The sequence below is a fragment of the Thermus sp. KWY1 genome (genome assembly GCF_057547025.1).
On the sequence record NZ_BAAJPG010000023.1, the window covers coordinates 38,261 to 59,521 of the forward strand.

Below are 21,261 nucleotides of genomic sequence, written 5' to 3' on the forward strand. Positions count from 1 at the left end.
CCAGGGTGTACGGGTTTTTTCTTTACCTTGATGCGCCTGCCCCTCCCGCCCCTTACCCTTAGGCTCAGGGAGGTCAAGATGGAGCAGGCCAAGGAGATCAGCCAGGCGTGGCAGGAAGCCCTGGAAACCTACGGGGAGCGGGAAGAGGAGTAGACGGGAAGAAAGCCCAAACCGGGCCCCGTGGGGCCCGGTTTTTTCTACACCAGGCGGCTTCGCAGCCAGCTGGAGGCAAAGTCGATCAGGTTCACCACGATGACGATGGCGATGATGCCGATCACCATCTGGTCGTAGTGGCCCGCATCCATGGCACCCTTGATGAAAAAGCCAATCCCTCCAGCCCCCACCAAGCCTAGGACGATGGATACCCGGAAGTTGATCTCAAAGCGGTACAGGGTATAGGACACGAAAAGGGGAAGCACCTGGGGCAGAATAGCCCAGCGGAGCACATTGCTCCCGCTGGCCCCCACGCTCTCCAAAGCCTCGATGGGTCCTTTATCCACGTTCTCTATGGCTTCGGAGTAAAGCTTGCCCAGATCGGCGATGGAGTGGATGGCCATGGCCAGCACCCCGGCGAAGGGGCCCAGGCCCACTGCCGCCACCAGGATCAGGGCCAGGATCAAGGTGTCCACCCCCCGGTCCACGTTGTAAAAGCCCCGCATCAGATAAAAGAGAACGCGGAGCAGGGGGTTCTGGAAGGTGAGGTTGCGGGCGGCGAGGAAGCTGGTGGGCAGTGCGAATAAGGCGGCCAGCAGGGTGCCCACCAGGGCGATTTCCAGGGTCAGGAGCATCTCGCTGGCCACGCTCTGGAGCGGGTAGATGCCGCTTTGGGGTTGGGCCAGATTGGGGGGCCAGGCCCGGTCCAGGAAGTTCACCAGGAAGGGCCAGCCTTTGACCAGTTTGCCCAGGTCAAACTCGGTGGCGTCAAAGGCGGGAAAGACGCTGGCGGCCACCAGGGCCAGGACCAGGCCCGTGCGGAGGTCATCGGGTTGCGCCAGCTTAGGTCGGAAAAGAAGCCAGATCCCCGAGCCCATCATCACCCCCAGGAAGAGGAGAAGGGCCACGTTCCCGTAGGCGGTGGACTGGGGTTGCAGGAGCCGGTAGCCTGCCTGGGCCACCTCCTGGGGCAGGCGCCCCTCGTTGAGGCCCGTGAGGTCCCGGATGGGCTTTAAGGGGGGAAGCCCGATTTCTTCCCGCACCCGGTTTAGCTCCTCCAGGCCCTGGTTGTATGCCGCCACCAGCTTTTCTTCGGTCCCGGGCTCGGCGGGAAGGATGAGCTTGTAGTAGCCCTCCATCCGGGGAAAGTAGGTGTGGGCCTGGGGGGAGTTGAGCCAGGCGAAGGTGGAAAGGGCCAGGGCCACCCCCAAGGGTAGCCAAAGCCCAGCCTGTTTCCTGCGCCAGACGGCCAGGAGCACGAAGGGAACCAGGAGGCTTAGGGCCACCACTCCCTCCATAAGCCCCGGGAGGGGTTTAAGCCGCACCAGGTGGGCAGGGCCCTGGAGGAAGACCAGAAGGCTTGCAAGAGCCAAGCCCCCACCCAGCACGCCTCCGACACCTGCGGCCCGCCCGCCGAAGTGGGCCAGGAGCAAGGCCAAAAGGGCTCCTAAGGGAACCAGGGCCAGGTGGGGGGCCATGGGGAGGAGGGCCAGGAGGGTGGGCCCCAGGGTTTCCCGGGAAAGGTACCCCACAGCCTCCACCACCGGGAAGGTGGGGGTGGCCACCAGGAGACCCAAGGCCGCAGCCACCAGGTAGCGGCGCATGGAGCCCCGGCCCAGGCCGAGGAGACCCGCCAGTGCCAGACCCAGCAGGAAAACCGCCACGTTCATAGAGCCTCCAGGTTGCCTGCGTAGACCATCCGTTCCACCTCGAGGGTCAGGGCCTCCACCGGACCGTCAAAGACCAGCCTTCCCCGGTTGAAGGCCAGAATGCGCCGGGCGTAGCGCCGGGCCAGTTCCAGCACGTGGATGTTCACCAGGACCGTCACCCCTTTTTCCTGGTTGTACTCCTTGAGAATGCCCAGGATCACATCGGAAAGCCTGGGGTCCAGGCTGGCCATGGGTTCGTCCGCCAGGATCAGCTGGGGTTCCTGGGCCAAGGCGCGGGCGATGGCCACCCGCTGTTGCTGGCCCCCGGAAAGCTGGTCGGCCCGGGCCTGCTCCTTTCCCTGAAGCCCCACCCGACGGATCTGCTCGAGGGCGATGGCGGTATCCTCCTCCCGGTAGAGCCCAAGAAGCCCCTTCCACGTGGGCAGGTAGCCCAGGCGCCCGTGAAGCACGTTTTCCAGGACGGTGAGGCGCTGCACCAGGTTGAACTGCTGGAAGATGAAGCCCACCTTCCGGCGGAAGGCCTGGAGCTCCTTGCGGGAAAGCCTGGTCACCTCCACCCCTCCCACCCACACCTCGCCGGTGGTGGGCTCTACCAGGCGGTTTAAGGTGCGCAAAAAAGTGCTCTTCCCCGCACCCGAGAGGCCGATGATGGCCACGAAGTCGCCCTGGGGTATGGAGACGTTCACCTCCGAAAGCGCCCGGGTCCCGTCGGGAAAGACCTTGCTCAGGTTCTTGACCGCGATCATGTTTCCTCGGCTTCCCCAAAAAGGCCCCCAGGGGGTCCTGGGGGCCCGGAGGGTCAAGGCTTCACTTATCCTGGCCGGAGATGCGCCGGGCCTCACGCACCACGTCGTAATCGCTATCCTTGGCCGGGACCATGTAGTCGATGCGGTAGAGGTTTTGGAGCAGGGTGCATTTGGGCGCCTGGCAACGCTGGATGGCGGCGGCGATTCCCTTGGCCAGGTTGGGGTACTTGCTGAGGAAGTCCTTGGCCACGGAGAAGGTGTCGCCGGGGATGGGCTTGGAGTAGAAGATGGCGGTGATCTGCCGTGCCTCCTCGGGTTTTAGGAACTGGGTCCAGGCCCCGGACTTGTTCTTGTCGTCGTTGGCGAAGGTGGCGGCGGCGTCCACGGACTTGTTGAGGACCGCCAGCACGGCAGCGTCGTGCTTGCCGGCGAAGACCTGCTTGGCGAAGAAGGTGTCGGGGTTGATGCCCCGGCTCACCAGGGCCGCCCGGGGGAAGACGTAGCCGGCGGCGGAGAGGGGGTCTACCCAGGCGATGGTCTTGCCCTCGAGGTCCTCGATCTTCTTGATCCCCGAGTCCTTGCGCACGATGATGGCCGACCAGTAGTAGGGGCTGCCGTTCCGCACCGACTTGAGGAGGACCTCCGCCCCCGCTTCCCGGTGGGCCAGCACGTAGCCGTCGGGGGGGAAGAAGGCGAACTCCAGCTTCCCCGCCCTCATGGCCTCGATGAGGCCGCGGTACTCGGTGGGGACGAAGATCTCCACCTCCACCGTCCCCCTGAACTCCTTCTCGATGTAATCCGCGATGGCCTGGGCGGCCGCCTTGAGCTGGTCGGAGTTCTGGGTGGGATTAAAGCCGATGCGCACCTTTACCGGGGCCTGGGCAAGACCCAGGCCAAGGCCCAGGAGGGCCAAAAGGAAAAGCATGAAACGCTTCACGGGCCGATTCTACACCGCTTGGACCCGGGGGCAAGGGGGGTTTACTTCCCCACCAGGCGTTTGCGCTGGGAAGGGTCCAGCACCTTCTTGCGCAGGCGAAGGCTTTTGGGGGTTACCTCCAGAAGCTCATCCTCGGCCAGGAACTCCAGGGCCTCTTCCAGGGAAAGCCGCCTTGGGGGTACCAGGCGGATGTTCTCATCGGAGCCCGCCGCCCGGATGTTGGTGAGCTTCTTGGCGAGGGTGACGTTCACATCCAGGTCGTTTTCCCGCACGTGCTCCCCCACGATCATGCCCACGTAGACCTCGGTGCCCGGCTCGATGAAAAACTGGACCCGCTCCTGCAGGCGGTTCAGGCTGTAGGCGGTGGCCACCCCGGCCTCCATGGCCACGGCGCTTCCCGTGGTGCGGGTGGGGATGGGGCCGGCCTCGGGGCCGAAGCCGTGGAAGGTGTGGCTTAGAAGCCCCTCTCCTCCCGTAAGGGAAAGGAAAAGACTACGGAAGCCGAAAAGGGCCCGGGCCGGGACCACGAACTCCGCCCGCACCCTTTCCCCCACCTCCATGTGCACCATCTCCGCCCGGCGGGCTCCCAAAGCCTCCATGACGCTTCCGAAGCGGTCCTGGGGCACCTCCACCACCAGAAGCTCGTAGGGCTCGAGGCCATCCTTGGTGAGCACCCGGGGCTGGCCCACGCTGAACTCGTAGCCCTCCCGGCGCATGGTTTCCAGGAGGATGGCCAGATGGAGCTCCCCCCGGCCCCTCAGCTCAAAGACCTCGGGGCCCACCTCCTCCACCTGGAGGGCCACGTTGGTGCGAAGCTCCTTAAGGAGGCGCTCCTTCAGCTTCTGACCCGTCACGTACGCTCCCTCCCGTCCGGCGAAGGGGGAGGTGTTGGCGGTGAGGGTGAGGGCCACGGTGGGCTCGTCCACCTTAAGGCGGGGAAGGGCCTCGGGGGTTTCTCTGGCGGCCAGGGTGTCCCCGATTCCCACGCCCTCCACTCCCGCCAGGGCCACGATGTCCCCGGGGAGGCTTTCCTCCACCTCCACCCGCTCCAGGCCCTGGTGGGTGTAGACCGCTACCACCCTGGCGGAAAGGACCTCGCTCTCCTTCAAGATGGCCACGCTTTCCCCCTTGCGCACCCGGCCCCGGGCCACCTTGCCGATGGCGATCCGCCCCAGGTAGGGGGAGTGGTCCAGGTTGGCCACCAGAAGCTGGAACGGCCCTTCCTCCCACCTGGGTGAGGGGATGTGCTCGAGGATGGTTTGGAAAAGCTCTGAGAGATCTTCTTTGGGTACTTCCCGCCAGGCCCGGCCATCCCGGCCGATGGCGTAGAGGTAGGGGAAGTCCAGCTGCTCCTCCGTGGCCCCCAGCTCCACCATGAGGTCAAAGGTGAGGTTGAGCACCTCGTCGGGGCGGGCCTCCTTCTTGTCCACCTTGTTGAGGACCACGATGGGCTTGAGCCCAGCCTGGAGGGCCTTCCGCAGAACGAACCGGGTCTGGGGCATGGGGCCCTCGGCGGCATCCACCAGAAGGAGCACCCCGTCCACCAGGGAAAGGGCCCGCTCCACCTCCCCACCGAAGTCCGCATGGCCGGGGGTGTCCACGATGTTGATCTTCACCCCACCCCAGACCACGGCGGTGTTCTTGGCCAGGATGGTGATCCCCCGCTCCTTCTCCAGGTCGCCCGAGTCCAGGATCCGCTCCCCCTCTTCCTTGGCCAGGGCCTTGGCCTGGCGGAGCATGGCGTCCACCAGGGTGGTTTTCCCGTGATCCACGTGGGCAATGATGGCAATGTTTCTAATCTCCATGGGCGCACCCAATCCTCCCACTCTACCACGTGGGGGCGCGTAGGATAGGGGCATGGTGGTGGCCACCTTTTCCCTGGTGGCCCAGGACCCGGAAACCGGGGACCTGGGCGTGGCCGTGGCCAGCAAGTTTCTGGCGGTGGGCTCGGTGGTACCCTTTGCCCGGGCGGGGGTGGGGGCGATCGCCACCCAGTCCTACGCCAACCCCCGCTTTGGGCCGCAGGGGCTTGCCCTTTTGGAGCAAGGGGCAAGCCCAGAAGGGGTCCTAGAGGCCTTCCGGCGCACCGATCCCGGGTTGGAAAGGCGCCAGTTCGGCCTGGTGAGCGCCCGCGGCGAGGCCCTCACCTTTACCGGAGGGGAGTGCCATCCCTGGGCCGGGGGGAGGGCGGGGAAGGGATTCGCCGCCCAGGGCAACCTTCTGGCGGGTCCCCAGGTGGTGGAGGCCATGGTGGAAACCTTCCTGCAGGAGGAACGGGTTCCTTTTCCCGAAAGGCTCCTTCTGGCCTTAAAGGCGGGGGAGGAAGCGGGAGGGGATAAAAGGGGCAAGCAGTCCGCGGCGCTTCTGGTGGTGGGGGAGGGCAAGGGGTACGGAGGGCTTTGGGACCGGTACATCGACCTCCGGGCCGACGACCACCCGGAGCCGGTGGAGGAGCTTTTCCGCCTGCTTTCCCTCCACCGCCTCCTCTTTGAAAGGCCCAAGGAGCGCCGCCCCTTGGCCCCGGAGGAGGTGCGGTGGTTGCAGGGGGTGCTCCGGAGCCTTGGGCTTTACGCAGGGGAAGTGCATGGGGAGTTTGACGAGGCCACGGAGCGCGCTTTTCTTGCCCTGATCGGCATGGAGAACCTGGAGGAGCGCTACCAGGGAGGCCCGGAGGTGGACGAGGCCACCCTGAGCTACCTCAAGAGGAGGTATCCATGGAGCTAGGGGCGGGAGGTGTGGTCTTCAACGAGAAGGGGGAGGTGCTCCTCCTCCGCGATCGCATGGGCTTCTGGGTTTTCCCCAAGGGGCACCCGGAGCTGGGGGAGACCCTCGAGGCGGCCGCGGTGCGGGAGGTCCTGGAGGAAACCGGGGTAAAGGCGGAGGTCCTGGCTCCCCTTTTCCCCACCCGCTACGTGAACGCCAAGGGAGTGGAGCGGGAGGTGCACTGGTTCCTCATGCGGGGCACCGGCGAGCCCCGCCTGGAAAAGGGGATGACGGGCCTGGGGTGGTTCAGCCTGGAGGAGGCCCGCTTGCTCCTTTCCTTCCCCGAGGACCTGCGCCTTCTGGAGGTGGCCCTTGAGCGTCTACCGCTTTGAGGACAAGCTTCCCAGGGTGCACCCCAGCGCCTTCATCGCCCCCGGGGCCTACGTGGTGGGGGAGGTGGAGGTGGGGGAGGGAGCCTCCATCTGGTTTGCCGCCGTGGTGCGGGGGGATCTGGAGCGGGTGGTGATCGGCCCGGGAAGCAACGTCCAGGATGGCGCCGTTCTCCACGCGGACCCGGGTTTTCCCTGCCTTTTGGGTGCTGGGGTTACCGTGGGGCACCGGGCGGTGGTCCACGGGGCGGTGGTGGAGGAAGGAGCCCTGATCGGCATGGGGGCGGTGGTGCTGAACGGGGCCCGGGTGGGCAGGAATGCGGTGGTGGGGGCAGGGGCGGTGGTTCCCCCGGGGATGGAGATCCCCGAGGGCGCCCTGGCCCTGGGGGTTCCAGCCCGGGTCAAGGGTCCCGCCGAGCCCCCGGGCAATGCTCCCCGGTACCGGGCCCTGGCGGAGCGGTACCGAAAGGGGCTTTTGGCCATGGACCTTCCCAGGCGCTACCGCCTTACCCTGCGAGGCCAGGATGCCCTAAACCCCTTTAGCGAGCTTCACCTCCACCTGAAGCGCACCCGGAAGGAAGCCCTGGAAGCCTTGAGGCGGGCTTCCCAGGGGTTTCCCCTGGCCCTGGAAGAGGCCCTGCCCCTGGTAGAGGAGGGTTTCCTCGCCCCGGAGTGAGCCCGAGGCCACACAGGGGGAGGAACGGAGGTGGCAAGATGGAGCGCAAGATGGTGGAGCTCGAGGATACGGGCCTTACCTTTGAAACCCACGTGGACCTGGGGCGCCTGAAGCGCCTTGCGGCGGAGTGGCTGGAGGTCATCGGGGAGGATCCCAGCCGGGAAGGCCTCGTGAAAACCCCCGAGCGGGTGGCCAAGGCTTGGGCCTTCCTCACCCGGGGCTACCGCCAGGACCTGAAGGCCATCGTCAACGGGGCCCTCTTCCCCGCCGAGGGGAGCGAGATGGTGGTGGTGAAGGGCATAGAGTTCTACTCCATGTGCGAGCACCACCTCCTGCCCTTCTTCGGCCAGGTGCACATCGGCTATATCCCGGGCGAGAAGATCCTGGGCCTTTCCAAGTTCGCCCGCATCGTGGACATGTTTGCAAGAAGGCTTCAGGTGCAGGAGCGCCTGGCGGTGCAGATCGCCGAGGCCATCCAGGAGATCCTCGAGCCCCAGGGGGTGGGGGTGGTGGTGGAAGGGGTCCACCTCTGCATGATGATGCGGGGGGTGGAGAAGCAGCACTCCCGCACCACCACCAGCGCCATGCTGGGAGTCTTCCGGGAAAGCCAGAAGACCCGGGAGGAGTTCCTGAGCCACCTAAAGTGAACCCCCCTGCTCAGGCAGGGGGGCTTGGTCCGGTGCTTCTAGTCAGGGTTTTGCGGGGGTGCAGGCAGTTCGCATCCCGGCACCGCCATTTCAGGGGAGATGCCTTCCACCGCAATGGGGATTTCCGCATCCCCCACGCCTTCCACGTGGATCCTCAGAATGCCGCTTTCTGCTCCCATGGGCACGCGGAACATCAAGGTGGCGGGATTCTCAGCCTGGGTGATCTCGGGGTTTTCCGCGGGCAGGCCTGGATCCGGGGGAAACAGGGCGCGGTTGATGCCGGCATCCCATTCCTCCTGCGTGCCAAAGGTGTTGCCCTTAAGGGCCATCCAATCCCCGGCCCGCACGGTGCACCCGGAGACCACATCGGGCTGGACGCTTTGGATGCGCAGCTTCCCCGTGGTCTTGATGCCCTGAGGGGCCGAGCAGGCCGCAAGGGCGAGGAGCAAGAGCCAGCCGATCTTTTTCATGCTTCCTCCAGGGTTTTACTCTGAGCAATGACCGGGGCCGATGAGGCCGTTGTTGTAGCTGTCCAAGGTGGCGGCGTACCCCTTGGCCTGGTTGGCCAAGGTCTTGCTCAGGGAGTCGGTGGGCTTATAGGTGCCGAAGAAGCCTTCCGCCCAGGCCAGGGCCGCATCCACCTCAGGGGTGGTGGAGGCTCCGTTCAGGGTGTTCAGTTTGGCGGCGATGTACTGATGGGCCAGGATGTAGTAGGCATTCCCCCTGGGTGAGGTCCAGAGAACCTGGTGATAGCTCTGGCTAGAAATGAAGAAGGGAGTATCCTCGCCTATCTTTGCCCAGGTGTCGTCGTAGGGAGCGGGGCCATAGCGGGAATGGGTCTTCCAGTAGCCCTGGGTTAAGGTGCACCCACCCGCACAGGGTACGGAAACCTTTACCGTGGCCGAGGCGGAACCCTGGGTCTGGGTGGTGGAGGTGGTGAAGGTGGCGGTGTTGTCCACCTGGTACTCCCCGCATTTATCAAAGCTGACCCAGCGCTCAAAGAAGTAGGTCTGGGAGATCACGCCCTCGGGGGTGATGCCGCTGATGGCGCTGACCGGGGTGGCCGAGGGGTCGCTTACCTGCACGCTGCCGTCCACCACCTGGGTGGGCGTGGTGAAGGCGAAGCTGGCCTGGCCCGAGGCAGTGCCGCTTTCCCCGTTGCTGGTCCAGTTCACCGTGGCGGTGTTGGTCCGGCTTTGCCCGTTGGGCAGGGCTTGGCTGTAGGTGCAGCTAAGGGCTTGCCCTGCGGGCAGGGTGTAGGGGAAGCTTACACCACAGTTAAGGGTCACGGTCTCCCCTGAGGAGAGGGTATCGCTGGGAGCTTCCAGGAGGACATCCACGCCGCCTGTGTTCTTGATGGTGACCGTGCCCTCCACTTGGAAGTCCGAATCCGTGGGCGTGCCCACCAGGTATACCGCATACTTGACCAGGTAGGACTGCCCTGGGGCCAGGGTAAGGGTTCCGCTTGCCGGGTCCGTCACCTTCTTCTCAATGGTCCAGCGGTAAGTGCGCTTGAACTTGGGCACCGCCGTCTTTTCCACCGTCACCGAGGCGCCTACCGCCACCTGGGGCTTCACGCCTTGGGGAGCCTGGGAGCAGGCTCCAAGGAGCCCCACCGCTAAAAGAATCCCGTACCAATACCGCATACCCATCCTCTCCTTTCCTGAATCCTTTACCTCAATGATTTGCGCTCTCCGAGGGGATGGCCAGGTCCAGCTGTCCTAGCCTTTCCCCGTCGGCCAGCACCAAAAGGGTGTAGCGACCGGGGCTCAAGGGCACCTCCCCGGTCCAGGTGTAGCCGTCTTCGCTCTTTAGGGCGAAGCTTTGGCCTTTTTCCGTGAGGGCCACCTGGGTGGCCCGGAAGCGCAGGGCGATCTTCACCTTGGGTCCTTCCAGGGAACTGGGGCTATAAAGGGAGCCGGAAACCACCTGAAGGAAGAGGGGAGCCTCCGCTTCCCCCTGACCCCTGGCCTTGACGGAAAGGGTGTGGAACCCCGGGGGCAGGGTCAGGCGGATCCGGGCGGTGTAGTAGTTTCCTTCCTGGCGGCTCAGGGGCACCGGTCCCGAAGGTAGGTCCAGAAAGACCTCCTCTGCTTCTCCCTGGACCAAAGCCTTGACCTCCACCTCCGCTCCGGCGATGGGGGTGGTGGGATCGGCGGTGGCCACCAGGCTGAGGCGGCCTGCAGTATAGGTCACCTCCACCTCCCGCTTGGGGGGGAGGGCCACCACCTGGATGGCCTTGGGGAGTGCGCTGGGATCCACCTGGGCCTGGACCCCGCCTTCCTGCCGGTAGCCCTCGGGCAGGTAGCGGGGGTCGGCGTAGACCCGGTACTCCCCCCGGAAAAGCCCCCCGATGAGGGCGCGGCCGTTGGCATCCGCCCGGGTGCAGCGCTTCACCAGCCCTTCGGCGCAGACGCCGGCGAAGGCCAGACCCTGCTCGTTTCCGCCGTCCAGCACCTGAACGACCAGGGTGGTGGCGGGGGCGAAGGGGAGGTTCTTCTCCAGGCTGGCGTTTAAGGTGACCTGTACCCGTTCCTCCCCCAGAAGGGCCAGGGTGGCGGGAAGGTTGGGGAAGGCGAGGGCACCTTCGCCTGGGGCCACGAAGAGGCGGTAGCGGCCCTGGGCGTCCGTGGTCTCGCAGGTCTTTCCCAGGCAGATCCGGACGTCCGCCAAAGGCGCCTCTCCGGGATCCAGGCGTCCATTCAGGTTTTCGTCGCGGAAGGCCTGGCCCACCACCTCACCACCCTTGCGGCCGCCAAAGAGGTCCACCATCTCCTTCGGGGTGGTGAAGGTAAAGGTTTGGGTGTAGGCCAGGCTGAGGCCAAAGGCGTGGCGGGCTTCCCCGGACTGCAGGAGAAGGGTATAGGAGGCTCCCAAGGAGAGGCCGGCTTCCAGGAAGTTGCGCTGGGCTAGGGCAAGGCCCAGGCGCTGGCTGGTGGCCTCCTCCAGGCGGTACTCGTAGAAAAGGCGGCTTTGCAGGCTTCCGGGCCAAAGCTGGTTCCAGGCAGCCCCGTAGAGGGTGAGGTCCTTTTCCGTTCCCCGCTTGATCAGGTACTGCCCCTCGAGGCTCCCTCCCTCCAGGGCCATCCGGAGCAAAAGACTTCCTTCCCACAAGGGGTTCTCCTGGAGGAGGTAGCGCAGGTAGCCGGAGAGGCTGAGGTTGCGGGTACCCAGGGTGAGGCTGGCCTGGTAGCTCTGGTTCTCCGGGGCCTCCCCGGAAAGCCTGCGGTTCAAGCCGTAGCCCAGGCTGAGGCTTCCGGCGTACACCCCGGGTTCGCCAAAGGTGGTGCTAAGGCTTGGGGCCAGGCCGAAGCTCCGGTTTTCCCCCTGCTGGCGGTAGCTTCCCGCAAGGCTCAGGAAGGCTCCGGCCACGGGTTGGGCATACAGGGTGAGCTGGTTTTGCCAAAGGCCCTGGCTGGGGCCAAGCTGCCAGCTGGTGCTTCCACGAAGGCCCAAGGGGTAGAGGTTTCGGGTGCCTCCCGCCAGGCCCAGGGTGTGAAGGCCGGCCAGGGGTATGCCGCCGTAGCTTTGCACCAGCTCCAGGTCCTGGGTCTGCCAGGTGAGGCTTTGGCTCAAGCCCAGGGAAAGGCGGTAGCCCTCCCCGGTCTGGCCGCTGAGGTCGGTGCCGAGGCCCAGGTTGAAGCCCCCCTCCAGGGGAAGCCGGTAGCGCAGGCTAAGGTTGTCCTGGCGGCCCGTGGGGGCAGTCTGGGTGGAGAGGGCCCCCTGAAGGTCCAGGTTCTTGTCCAGGCTTACCGCGCCGGCCCTAAGGGCCAGGGCCTCCGGGCGGTAGGTGCCCTCGAGGCTAAGCCGCACGGGATCCAGGCGGAAGGTGGTGGCCAGGCCGAAGCTTCCCTGCCCCCCTTGGGCCCGGGCCTCCCAGCCCTCCCCCTTGAGGCTTAAGGCAAGGGTTTGGGGCAGGCGCAAGGGATTCTGCAAATCCCCCGTGAGGGGGCTTGGGGCGGCAGTGGCGGTCACGTAGTCCGAGAGGGCTCCGCTGAGGCTCGGGGCCAGAAGGTAGCCCACCTGCCCCTGGAGCTGGCCTCGTTCCAAGGTAGCCCCCAGGCTCAAGGCCACGCCTAGGCCCAGGGTGAGCTCAGGGTCCCGGCCCTTTTGGCCCCTTGCCAGCAAGGGGTCCTTGAAAAGCACGATGATCCCGGCTTCCTTGCGGGCCTCGGGCTGGGTCCTGGGGGTGACCCGAAGCTTCATGTAGAAGCGGTATCCGGCGGAGATTTCCCCCTGTGGGTTCACCAGCACCCGCACCACCCCAGTTTCCCCGGGAGCCAGGCTCAGGCCAGCCGGGTTTAAAAACACCTGGAACATGGCGGCCTCCGCCTGCAGAAGGAACTCCTCCTTTTGGTTGGAGCGGTTGCTGACGTAGACCGGAAACTCAAAGGGTCCTCCCAAGCTGGCCTCGAGGGTGGCGGGAGCGGATAGGGCCACCTGGATCAAGGGCAATACCTTTAACGCCACCTCGGCCCTGGCCACTTCCTTTTCCCCCTCGTAGGCCACCACCAAGGCCTTCCCCTGGGTGCCTGCAGCCAGAGGCGGCACCCTTAGGGTGAAGCTCAGGGTTTCCTCCTTTCCCTCCAGCACCGCCTGCCTTTCCTGGGAAAGAGCCTGCCAGCCCTCCGGGGGAAAGAGGCGGAAGCGCACCGACCCTGTTCCCTCCACCCTTAGGCTTAAGGTGAGGTAGTCCCCCGGGACCCCGGCGAGGCCAGGGGTGGGGAGGAAGCGCACCTGGGCCCAGGCCAGGCCCAAAAGAAGGGGGAAAAGAGCCAGGAAACGCCTCATCTCAAGGTTGCCTCAAGGCGGTGACCAGGGCCTGGACCACGTAGCTACCGGCGCGCTCGTTGCCGAGAAGCTCGAGGGCAAACTCCAGGTGGATTTCCAGCCAGTCCCCCGTGGGGCCCGCCTGGGTGTAGATGATCTGCGGGGTGCCGTCGGCCCTAAGCCAAAGCCCCCCATTCACCCGGTAGAGGACCTGCCTGGCAGGCAGAAGCAAAACCCCGTTTTGATCCTTGAGATCCGGAATCTGCAGGAGGAGGCTCCACACCCCGGGGGCGTTGGAGAAGACCTGGACGGGCAGGATGCCCCCTTCCAGGTTGCTGGCGGGGTAGGTGGCGGGGAAGGCCTTGGGGGGGTAGTCCTGAAGTTCAAAGGCAATCTGGGTGGTGGGGGTGCGGAGGGCGATGGTTTCGGGGATCAAGGTCTGGACGATCCAGGTGGCCTGGGCCAGGGCTGGGGTAACCAGCAAGAGGAAAGCGGTTAGCCAACTTCTCATGGGGTCTTTCCTTTCTCCCCCTCGTCCGCAGGGGGCGCAGGAGGGGCGCTCAAGGGGGTGCGCAGGGTAAAGGGAAGGTCTGCGGCCACGTCCTTGGTGGCGTCGCCGTAGTTGAGGATGGCCAGGGCGGTGTAGTTGCCCACGGGCAAGGGACCCACCAGGGTGATGGGCAGGATGCGCACCTGGCCCGGCAGGACCACCACCTCCTCCACCTCCACCTCCGCCACCTTGCGCCCCGAGCCATCCCGCACCTCAAAGCGGCCGGAAAGCTTCTGGGCGGTGTTGCCGGTGTTCTGGTACTGGATGGCGAAGCGGTAGGGATCCTGGGAGGCCTTGGGGGGGCTGGGCACGATCCCGGTGATGCGCCCGGCGGTGCTCAGGGGGGCGATGTTCACGTAAAAGACATGGGCCATGCGCACCCGGAAGGTGGCCAGGGGCACCCCGGGAGGTGGGTTGGGATCCTCGGATTCCAGGAAGAGGATGCCCCAGTGGGTGCCGGGGGTGGCTTCCTTGGGCACGGTGAGGGTGTAGGTGAGGGGCCGGCTCTGCTTGGGTTCAAGCAGGAACTCCGCCGGGGAGAAGGTGGCCCAGGGGCTTGCGCTTTCCCTTAGCGAGCCCGTGGGGAGAAACTGGATCTTTCCCATGGGATCGTAGGTCCAGTCCCCCAGGCTGGCCCGTACCCGCACCGGGCGGGTGCCCACGTTGTAGACCGTGAGGGTTTGCGTGAGGATTTCCCCCGGCTTGGCCTCCTTGAGGAGTACAGGGGGTTCCACACCCAGGGTGCTTTGGGCCAGGGCGCCGAGGGCCAGGGTGAGGAGGAAGGGAAAGATTCGTTTCATGGTTCACCGAAAGGGCGAAGGCCTGGCCCTAGGGCCAGGCCTTCAAGGTCGCTTACCAAGCAGTCGTGGCCAGGGTGTAGGTGAGGTTCGCGGTGCTCTTGCCCCAGAGGTCGCTGTTGACCTTGACGGCCACCACCACCAGGTCATCCAGCCAGCTCTTGTAGCCGCACCGCTCGGGGTTGTTGCCGGAGCGGGTTCCCGTGGGGCCGGCCTGCAGATTGCGGGGTACCAGTTCCAGGGTGGCTCCGTTGGGGAGTTCGTAAAGCCCCGTGGCCGCGCCGAAGGTGTCGCAGGGGTTATCCTGGATGTAAAGGTGCTGGATGCCCTGGGTTCCTTCGGGGTCGTTGCGGTTCACGGTCAGGTGCCACTGCTTCCCGTTGGAGAACTTCTGCAGAACGAAGGTGCGGTAGCAGACGAAGTAGTTCTTGCTCCCCGGCACCAGTTCCCCGTCCTTATCCAGCTTAATGGGAGGATAGGCAGTCACCGCCCCGCCACCATTGATGACGATATTGGGCCAGGTGGCGGGTTTGTAGCTGGTGCCCAGGGGCAGGGTCTGCACCTGGTTGTAGAAGTTGTCCCCCAGCTTGGTTTGCACATCCTTGTCCGCAAGCCCGTAGACGCACACCATCTGCCCGCCGAAGTCCGGGTTGGAGTTGGGCCACTTCGCTCCGTCCAGCCCCGTGAGGTCAAAGGTCAGGGTGGTCACGTCCAGGTGCAAAGCCGTGGCCTTGGGGAGGATGAGTTCGATGGTCTGGTTCACGGCGGCCGAATCGGCGCCCTTGGCGTAGGCGTCGGGGCCGTTACCCTTGGTGGGGGCCACGGTGGGAGCCTGGGCCAGGGCCAGGGGTGCCAAAACCAATACTGCTGCCAGAATGCCTTTGCGCATATTTCCCTCCGAATCTGCCCCTCGAGGTGGTGGCCTCTCAGGACGCCCTCACCCTAAGGGAAGGAGCGTTACGGAAGCGTTACAGGAAGAAGACCCGTAGCCTAGGGAACTTCCAGGGATGTGGTAGTATGGAGGGCAAGGAAGGTAACGCTTTGAAACGCGCCCTTAACGATCCCGTTTATGCCCTGCCCCTTTTTGGCCGGGCGAGGGTGCTTTGCCAGGGCAAGGAGGTACGCCTTTCCCGGAAAGGGCTTGCCCTCCTTTATTACCTGGCCCTCGAGGGACCCACCTCGAGGGCCCGCCTGGCTGACCTCCTCTACGGCCACGGCTCGGCCCTGCAGAACCTGCGGGTGGAGCTCCACCGCCTGGGCCAGGCCTTTGGGCGGGAGGTGTTTCCCAAGGGGCAGGATCCCCTGAGCTTACCTTCCTGGCTGAAGCTGGAAGCCTCGGGGCACGGGGAAGCCCTGGAGGGCTTGGAGGAAGTGGGAAGCCTGTGGGAGTGGGTGCAGGAGGTGCGCGCCCGCCATGAGTACGCTCCTGGCCTTCCCTGGCGCCAGGAGCTTTTGCGGGAGCTTGCTGCCTTGCGTCCCCCCTTTCTCTTGGTTTTAAGGGGGCGGATTGGAGCGGGCCAGCGGGCCTTGGCCCAGGAGCTGGCCCGGATCCTGGGCTTGGCCTTTCACCAGAGCCTGCGTCCGGAGGGCCTGGTTTACCTGGAATCCCCTTACCCTCAGGTGCCTGTGCGGGAAATCCTGCGCTCCAAGGCTTTTCTGGTCCTGAGCCTGGACCCCGGGGAGGACCCCCGCTTCTTCCTGGAGCTAAGGGCCCACTATCCCCCAGAGCGCATGCGGGTGCTGGAGCTGGCTCCCTTAAGCTGGCTGGAGGCCCGGGAGGGGCTTTTGGCCGGGTACACCTTCCAGCAGGCGGCGGGGGCCTATTTCTTGGCGGGAGGGCAGCCGGAGTGGATACCCGAGTGGCTGGCGTGTGCCACTTCCCCCCAGCGCCCCCTGGCCCAGCTTCGCCTTAAGGCCCGCTGGCTCAGCGAGCCGGCCCGGGTGGCCTTGGAGCGGCTTTCGGTGGTCTCCGGCCTCATCCCCGAGCAGGTCTTGGATGCCCTCGGAGCCTTGCCTTACCTGGAGGAGCTGGAGCGCAAGGGGTGGCTGGTGTACCAGGGAGGGTATCGCTTCGCCAGGGAGGCGGAGCGCCGCCTCTTCTATTCCACCCTGTCCCCGGGCCGGAGGCACGAGCTCCACGAGCGGGCGGCCACCGCCTTGGCCTTGGCGGGGCGCGGCCAGGTGGAGGCTTGGCACCGAAAAGTCTTAGGGGAAAGCTACGAAAGCCTTCTTGACCCTCATCTACGGGAGGCTCTTCTAAGCGGGGGAAGGGTGTGGGCCAAAAGAGGGCTGGGACGGGAACTCGCCTTGCTCACGCAAGGGAGCGAAGGCGTCTTCCCCCTGGGGCAGGGGTTTGGCCTGGCCCTTCTGGAACCGGGGGAGAAGGCGCACCTGGACTTTTCCTCCCTGGAGGAGGAGGCGGTGTTGGAGCTTCTGGGGGAGGCCTATGCTCCTGAGGATTCCTGGGGGCTTCTTTTAAGCGTGCGGGGGGCCTGGGGGGAAGGGCACCTGCGCCTGGAGGAATCCTTCGCCCATCGGCTTCTCCTTCCCCCTGGTCCTTTGCACCTCCGCTTTTCCGGTGTGGGGGTGGCCGAGTGTACCCTGCGGGCCTACCGCCCGCGGTCGGACGAGGGTACCTTCCGTTCGGGCAAGGCTCCGGTGGACGTGTGGGTCTTAGCGGCGAAGAAGGCCGAGGAGGTTCCAGAGCAGGGTGAGAAGAAGGGAAAGAACCAGGGCCGAGGTGAGGGGAATGTACACCCGTAGACCTTCCCGCTCTATGCGGATGTCCCCCGGCAGGTGGCCGAACCAGGAAAAGAGCTTGGGGAAATAGAGGAGCACCAGGCCAAGAAGGACCAGCAAAACTCCCAGGAAAAGTAGAGCCTTACCCACCTCCATCCCGAACCTCCAGATAGGCGGTGAGGGCGGCACCCAAGAGCCCAGCCTCCCCTCCCAGAAGAGCCCGGCGCAAGGGGGGAGCCTCCCAGCCCGCCAGGTAGTGCCGGTAGGCTTCCTCCAAGGCTTCCCAGTAGGCCTGGGGGGCGTTTAGGGCAAGCCCCCCGCCCACCACCACCACCCCGGGGTCGAAGGCCTTGACCAGGCTGGCCAGGCCCATGCCCACATAGCGGGCTGCCTGGAGGAGGATGCGCCGGGCCTTGGGCTCGCCTTCCTGGAAGAGCTGGAAGAGCTCCTTGGTATCCACCTTGCGGTGGTAGGCGTAGGAGGCTTCCCGCTCCAGGGCCCTGCCCGCCGCCAGGGCCTCGAGGCACCCCTCCAGCCCGCAGCCGCACACCGGCCCCCCGGGAAGCAGGGTGATGTGGCCGAGCTCCCCTCCCTGCCCTCTTTCCCCCCTCAAGACCCGCCCCCCCAGGACCACCCCACCCCCGATCCCCGTGGATACCGTGAGGAAGAGGGAGCTACCCTCTCCCCTTGCCGCCCCCAGGTGGTGCTCGGCCAAGGCGGCGGCGTTGGCGTCGTTTTCCAGATGGACGGGCCTTTTGGTGGCCTCCTCCAGAAGGCGGCGGATGGGGAAGTTCACGAGGCCCCGGATGTTGGGGGTGAAGCGGATCACCCCCTCCTTGAAGTCCAGGGGCCCCGGGGTGCCCAGGCCGATGGCCACACCCTCCACCCCAGCCTCCGCCTCCGCTTTCCTGGTGGCCTCGGCCAGGGCCTGCACCACCGCCATCCCACCTTCCTCGGGGGTGGGGAGGACCACCTTGGAAAGAAGCCTCGTTCCGTCAAAGACCCCGGCGGCGATCTTGGTGCCCCCTAGGTCCAGGCCCACCACGGTCATGGGATCTCCTCCTCCAGGGCTGCTTCCGCTTCCCCCAGAAGGGCCTCGGGCACAAAGAGGTTCACGTCTCCCATGTAGGTGCCCAGGGCCGCCTCGGGCAGACCGGAAAAAGGGGTTTCCAGGATTACGGGGATGCCCCTGGCCTCGAGCCTCGCCTTCACTCCCTCGGCCACGGGCCGGGGGGCGGTGAGGAGCTTCCGGTAGGGGGTGCCGGCGATCAAGCGGCGTTCCATAAAGCCTCCACCAGGCGCACGTAGTCCTGGGCGGCCCTTTCCACCTCGGCCAAGGGAATATGCTCCCTGGGGGTGTGGGCTAAGGAGGGATCCCCCGGGCCGTAGCCCAAGACGGGAGCCTTGGTGCCCAGATAGGGGGCGTCGGTGGTGAAGGGCCAAAGGCCCGCCCCTTCCTGGCCCAGGGCCTTAAGGGCCGCAAGGAGCACGGGGTGGTCCTCCGGCAGGCGGTAGGGAGGCCAGAGGGCGGGGATGACGAGGCGCACCTCCCCCGAGGCCCGCTCCTCCTCGGGAATGTAGACCGAGGCATCCCCCAGGGCCTTGAGCCTTTCCAAAAGAGCTTCCAGGTTGGCCTCGGGCTCGTAGCGCACATCCAGGTACAGGCGCACCACTCCGGGGGTCTGGTTCCGGGCCCCGGGGTAGGTGTCCACCCGGGTGGGGGTGAGCTTGAGGCCGGGGGGAAGGGGAAGCTCCTTTAGGGTCAGGAGGTACTCTCCGAGGCCGAAGAGGGGGTTTTCCGGGCCCGAGAGGGCGGCGTGGGCTTCCTCCCCTTCAAAGTCAACCCAGACCTCCGCCCGGCCCCGGTGGCCCCGCATGAGCCTTCTTCCTGAGGGCTCCCCCAGGATGAAGGCCAGGGGGGAAAGCCTTTTTGCGGCATGGCGGCTTCCCAGGCCCCCCACTTCCTCCTGCACCGTGGCGAGGAAGCGCGCCCGTCCCTTGAGGGCTCTTTGGGCAAGGGCCTCGAGGGCCAGGAGCATGGCCACCAAAGGCCCTTTCATGTCCACCGCCCCCCGGCCCCAGACGGCCTCCTGGGCCACGGTGCCCTGGGGGTAGGGCCAGTGCAGGGGATCCCCCACGGGCACCACGTCCAGGTGCCCGGTTAGCACCACCTCGGGTTCCTTCTCCCCCAGAAGGGCCTCCACGTTTCCCGCCTCGTCCAGGGTGGCCGACAGGCCCATGCCCTTAAGGGCCTCCAGGAGGAGGGCCGCCGCCTCCCCTTCCTGCCCGGGGAGGCTTTCCGCCTGGAGGAGGCGGGAAAGAAGCCGGATCCAGTCCACGACCCTATCCTACACCCCGGCCCAGGGCTGCCATGTAGAGGGCTATCCCCAAGGCCACGGAGGCGTTCAGGGACTCGGCCTCCTCCCGGATGGGGATGCGGAAAAGCTCGTCGCAGCTTTCCCTTACCAACCGGCGCATACCCTCCCCTTCCGAGCCCACCACCAGGGCCAGGGGCCTTTGGAAGTCCAGCTCCTTGGGGGTTTTCCCCCCCCTAACATCCAGGCCGTATACCCAAAGCCCCTTTTGCTTAACCTCCTCGAGGGCCCGGGGAAGGTTTTTCACCTTCACCACGGGAAGCTTTAAGGCGGCCCCGGCGCTGGCCTTCAGGGCCAGGGGCGAAAGGGGGGCGCTTCGGCGCTCCTCGGACACCACCCCGTGGGCTCCCAGGGCCAGGGCGCTTCGGATCATGGCCCCGTAGTTCCTGGGGTCGGTGATGCCGTCCAGGAAGACCAGCAGGGGAAGCTCCTTGCGGGCTTCCGCCAGAAGGAAGGCTTCCTCCAAGGGAGCGTAGCGGGGTTCCTCCACCTCCGCGGCCAGGCCCTGGTGGTGGGTGGTTCTCAGGAGGGTATCCAGCTCGATCCGGGGCACCAGGGTGTACTCCGCCCCGAGTTTCTCCAGCTCCCTTAAAAGCCAGGCCTCCACCCCCCGGGCCACCAAAACCCGCCGCACCCGGCCCTCCTTCAGGGCCTCGAGGACCGGGTTCCTTCCGTAGATCCACATGGCCTGAGTTTACGACGGGGTATCATGAAGGCGAAGGAGGCGAGCCATGTACAAGACCATCCTGATGCCCACGGACGGAAGCTCCTGTAGCTTCCAGGCCCTGGAGCACGGCCTTTCCCTGGCCAAGGCCTTGGGGGCCAAGGTTCACTTCCTCTACGTGCTGGAGAATCCCGCCCAGGCCATCTGGATCGCTCCCGAGAGCGTTCCTTATGGCCTTGAGCTTCTGGAGGACCTGAAGAAGGCGGGGGAGGAGGCCATCGCCAAGGCCTTGAGCCTGGCCCAGGAGAAGGGAGTGGAGGCCACGGGGGAGGTGAAGGAGGGGGTGCCGATACCCACCATCGTGGAGGCGGCCAAGGGATTCGACCTCCTGGTCATGGGCACCCACGGGCGCACCGGGCTGGACAAGCTCCTTTTGGGCTCGGTGACCGAGGGGGTCTTGCACCGGGTGGGGATACCCGTTTTGGTGGTGCGGTGCCGTTAAACTCCATCTTCCCGCCCGGTTGGGGGAGCCCTGGCTGTAGCGATGCGGCTTATTAGCACCTTCGTTTCCTCGAGGGTGGCCCCCAGCGATCCCCGGTACGCCCGCCTGGTCCGCTACGGGGAGGTGATGGCCGAGGAGGGCTTCGGCCTGGCCTGTGGGGGCTACCAGGGAGGAATGGAGGCCTTGGCCCGGGGGGTGAAGGCCAGGGGGGGGATGGTGGTGGGGGTCACCGCCCCGGCCCTTTTCCCCGAACGCAAAGGCCCAAGCCCCTATGTGGACCTGGAGCTTCCCGCCTCCTCCTTGCCCGAGCGGATCGGGAGGCTTTTGGATCTGGGTGCGGGGTACCTGGCCCTGCCGGGTGGGGTGGGCACCTTGGCCGAGCTCACCCTGGCCTGGAACCTCCTCTACCTGCGGCGGGGCTTGGGGCGGCCCTTGGCGGTGGATCCTTACTGGCTTTCCCTCCTCAAGGCCCACGGGGAGATCGCCCCGGAGGACCTGGCCCTTTTGCAGGTGGTGGCGGACGAAGAAGACTTGCGGGCGTTTTTGCGGAGCCTATGAGCGAAACCCTTGTGGTGTACGTGCCGGATCTGGGCCAGGGCGTGAGCTTCTACCAGGCTTTGGGGCTGGCCCTGGAGGAGCTGATCCCGGAACGGGAGGCCCTTCTGGCTCCCCTCGAGGGGCCCCTTCTCCTCCTGCGTCCTGGAAGCGGGGGAGTGGAGCAGGGGCCCAACCGACCCCGGCCCGAGGGGCATGGTTTTGCCCGGCTGGGGGTGGAGGAAGGCCGTCTGGTGTTCTTCGTGGAGAACCTGGAGCACGAAAAGCTTCGCCTTGCCAAGTACGGCCTTCCCTTCCGCGAGGCAGGGGGACACCTCCTCCTCTTTGACCCGGGGGAGAACCCGGTCTTGGTGCGGGAGCTTCCCCCAGAGAAACATTCCTGACCCGA

General features: G+C 65.9%; 24 protein-coding genes. 9 read left to right on the top strand and 15 right to left on the bottom strand.

Annotation, left to right across the window (positions count from 1 at the left end; all coding sequences use genetic code 11):
* The first annotated feature begins 30 nt into the window (after positions 1-30).
* A complete protein-coding gene (locus tag AC27GT_RS06835; RefSeq protein WP_256378171.1) occupies positions 31-153 on the top strand; it encodes a hypothetical protein in 123 nt (40 codons plus the stop codon).
* A gap of 44 nt (positions 154-197) precedes the next feature.
* On the opposite strand, the gene phnE is transcribed toward AC27GT_RS06835, so the two are convergent.
* The 4 genes from phnE to typA all read right to left on the bottom strand — a co-directional run bounded on the left by phnE (position 198) and on the right by typA (position 5,311).
* The gene (gene phnE / locus AC27GT_RS06840) at positions 198-1,823 is read right to left on the bottom strand and encodes a phosphonate ABC transporter, permease protein PhnE (protein ID WP_015718268.1); all 1,626 of its coding nucleotides are present in this window, start codon (positions 1,821-1,823) and stop codon (positions 198-200) included.
* Positions 1,820-2,569, bottom strand: coding sequence for a phosphonate ABC transporter ATP-binding protein (gene phnC, locus AC27GT_RS06845; protein WP_028493745.1), 750 nt, complete (start codon positions 2,567-2,569; stop codon positions 1,820-1,822). Before phnC ends, phnE begins: the two co-directional genes overlap by 4 nt.
* A 61-nt stretch (positions 2,570-2,630) precedes the next feature.
* Positions 2,631-3,494 (bottom strand): phosphate/phosphite/phosphonate ABC transporter substrate-binding protein, encoded by an 864-nt coding sequence (locus AC27GT_RS06850; RefSeq protein ID WP_015718266.1) that lies wholly within the window; start codon positions 3,492-3,494, stop codon positions 2,631-2,633.
* Positions 3,495-3,547: 53 nt separating this feature from the next.
* Positions 3,548-5,311 carry a translational GTPase TypA gene (typA, locus tag AC27GT_RS06855; protein ID WP_126201014.1) on the bottom strand — a complete coding sequence of 588 codons (1,764 nt, stop codon included), beginning with the start codon at positions 5,309-5,311 and terminating at the stop codon, positions 3,548-3,550.
* 52 nt (positions 5,312-5,363) lie between these two features.
* Between typA and AC27GT_RS06860 the strand changes: the two genes are divergently transcribed.
* Genes AC27GT_RS06860 through folE form a run of 4 tightly spaced genes read left to right on the top strand, consistent with a single transcriptional unit; the run spans position 5,364 to position 7,921 of the window.
* On the top strand, positions 5,364-6,230 hold the full coding sequence (locus AC27GT_RS06860; protein ID WP_019550382.1) for a DUF1028 domain-containing protein: 867 nt from the start codon (positions 5,364-5,366) through the stop codon (positions 6,228-6,230).
* Positions 6,221-6,601, top strand: a complete 381-nt coding sequence (locus AC27GT_RS06865; protein ID WP_015718263.1) for an NUDIX hydrolase — start codon at positions 6,221-6,223, stop codon at positions 6,599-6,601. The genes AC27GT_RS06860 and AC27GT_RS06865 overlap by 10 nt, the downstream gene beginning before the upstream one ends.
* The gene (locus AC27GT_RS06870) at positions 6,582-7,274 is read left to right on the top strand and encodes a gamma carbonic anhydrase family protein (RefSeq protein ID WP_015718262.1); all 693 of its coding nucleotides are present in this window, start codon (positions 6,582-6,584) and stop codon (positions 7,272-7,274) included. Before AC27GT_RS06865 ends, AC27GT_RS06870 begins: the two co-directional genes overlap by 20 nt.
* 38 nt (positions 7,275-7,312) lie before the next feature.
* On the top strand, positions 7,313-7,921 hold the full coding sequence (gene folE / locus AC27GT_RS06875) for a GTP cyclohydrolase I FolE (RefSeq protein WP_028493750.1): 609 nt from the start codon (positions 7,313-7,315) through the stop codon (positions 7,919-7,921).
* 38 nt (positions 7,922-7,959) lie between these two features.
* On the opposite strand, the gene AC27GT_RS06880 is transcribed toward folE, so the two are convergent.
* The 6 genes from AC27GT_RS06880 to AC27GT_RS06905 are packed head-to-tail and all read right to left on the bottom strand — an operon-like array spanning position 7,960 to position 14,927.
* The gene (locus tag AC27GT_RS06880) at positions 7,960-8,391 is read right to left on the bottom strand and encodes a hypothetical protein (protein ID WP_054391547.1); all 432 of its coding nucleotides are present in this window, start codon (positions 8,389-8,391) and stop codon (positions 7,960-7,962) included.
* A gap of 15 nt (positions 8,392-8,406) precedes the next feature.
* Positions 8,407-9,567 carry a hypothetical protein gene (locus AC27GT_RS06885; protein ID WP_267261771.1) on the bottom strand — a complete coding sequence of 387 codons (1,161 nt, stop codon included), beginning with the start codon at positions 9,565-9,567 and terminating at the stop codon, positions 8,407-8,409.
* Positions 9,568-9,598: 31 nt separating this feature from the next.
* A complete protein-coding gene (locus AC27GT_RS06890) occupies positions 9,599-12,712 on the bottom strand; it encodes a hypothetical protein (protein ID WP_054391549.1) in 3,114 nt (1,037 codons plus the stop codon).
* Position 12,713: 1 nt separating this feature from the next.
* Positions 12,714-13,202, bottom strand: coding sequence for a hypothetical protein (locus tag AC27GT_RS06895; RefSeq protein ID WP_054391550.1), 489 nt, complete (start codon positions 13,200-13,202; stop codon positions 12,714-12,716).
* Positions 13,199-14,041, bottom strand: coding sequence for a hypothetical protein (locus tag AC27GT_RS06900; RefSeq protein ID WP_054391552.1), 843 nt, complete (start codon positions 14,039-14,041; stop codon positions 13,199-13,201). The genes AC27GT_RS06895 and AC27GT_RS06900 overlap by 4 nt, the downstream gene beginning before the upstream one ends.
* Positions 14,042-14,093: 52 nt before the next feature.
* The gene (locus AC27GT_RS06905; RefSeq protein WP_267261768.1) at positions 14,094-14,927 is read right to left on the bottom strand and encodes a hypothetical protein; all 834 of its coding nucleotides are present in this window, start codon (positions 14,925-14,927) and stop codon (positions 14,094-14,096) included.
* Between the two features lie 152 nt (positions 14,928-15,079).
* On the opposite strand from AC27GT_RS06905, the gene AC27GT_RS06910 reads away from it, so the two are divergent.
* Positions 15,080-16,801: a hypothetical protein gene (locus AC27GT_RS06910; protein WP_487223783.1), complete on the top strand. Its 1,722-nt coding sequence runs from the start codon at positions 15,080-15,082 to the stop codon at positions 16,799-16,801.
* Here the strand turns inward: AC27GT_RS06910 and AC27GT_RS06915 are convergent.
* Genes AC27GT_RS06915 through rlmB form a run of 5 tightly spaced genes read right to left on the bottom strand, consistent with a single transcriptional unit; the run spans position 16,712 to position 19,837 of the window.
* Positions 16,712-16,933 (bottom strand): DUF2905 domain-containing protein, encoded by a 222-nt coding sequence (locus AC27GT_RS06915; RefSeq protein WP_038029865.1) that lies wholly within the window; start codon positions 16,931-16,933, stop codon positions 16,712-16,714. The two genes, AC27GT_RS06910 and AC27GT_RS06915, sit on opposite strands and share 90 nt — an antisense overlap.
* Positions 16,920-17,828 (bottom strand): glucokinase, encoded by a 909-nt coding sequence (locus AC27GT_RS06920; protein WP_054391557.1) that lies wholly within the window; start codon positions 17,826-17,828, stop codon positions 16,920-16,922. Before AC27GT_RS06920 ends, AC27GT_RS06915 begins: the two co-directional genes overlap by 14 nt.
* The gene (locus AC27GT_RS06925; protein ID WP_038028718.1) at positions 17,825-18,061 is read right to left on the bottom strand and encodes a hypothetical protein; all 237 of its coding nucleotides are present in this window, start codon (positions 18,059-18,061) and stop codon (positions 17,825-17,827) included. Before AC27GT_RS06925 ends, AC27GT_RS06920 begins: the two co-directional genes overlap by 4 nt.
* Positions 18,046-19,116 carry a M20 family metallopeptidase gene (locus AC27GT_RS06930; protein ID WP_038028715.1) on the bottom strand — a complete coding sequence of 357 codons (1,071 nt, stop codon included), beginning with the start codon at positions 19,114-19,116 and terminating at the stop codon, positions 18,046-18,048. Before AC27GT_RS06930 ends, AC27GT_RS06925 begins: the two co-directional genes overlap by 16 nt.
* A 4-nt stretch (positions 19,117-19,120) precedes the next feature.
* On the bottom strand, positions 19,121-19,837 hold the full coding sequence (gene rlmB, locus AC27GT_RS06935) for a 23S rRNA (guanosine(2251)-2'-O)-methyltransferase RlmB (RefSeq protein ID WP_038028712.1): 717 nt from the start codon (positions 19,835-19,837) through the stop codon (positions 19,121-19,123).
* A gap of 46 nt (positions 19,838-19,883) precedes the next feature.
* Between rlmB and AC27GT_RS06940 the strand changes: the two genes are divergently transcribed.
* Genes AC27GT_RS06940 through AC27GT_RS06950 form a run of 3 tightly spaced genes read left to right on the top strand, consistent with a single transcriptional unit; the run spans position 19,884 to position 21,256 of the window.
* Positions 19,884-20,318 (top strand): universal stress protein, encoded by a 435-nt coding sequence (locus AC27GT_RS06940; RefSeq protein ID WP_028493756.1) that lies wholly within the window; start codon positions 19,884-19,886, stop codon positions 20,316-20,318.
* Positions 20,319-20,360: 42 nt separating this feature from the next.
* Positions 20,361-20,876, top strand: coding sequence for an LOG family protein (locus tag AC27GT_RS06945; RefSeq protein WP_487223784.1), 516 nt, complete (start codon positions 20,361-20,363; stop codon positions 20,874-20,876).
* Positions 20,873-21,256, top strand: coding sequence for a hypothetical protein (locus tag AC27GT_RS06950; protein WP_487223785.1), 384 nt, complete (start codon positions 20,873-20,875; stop codon positions 21,254-21,256). The genes AC27GT_RS06945 and AC27GT_RS06950 overlap by 4 nt, the downstream gene beginning before the upstream one ends.
* Positions 21,257-21,261: the final 5 nt, after the last annotated feature.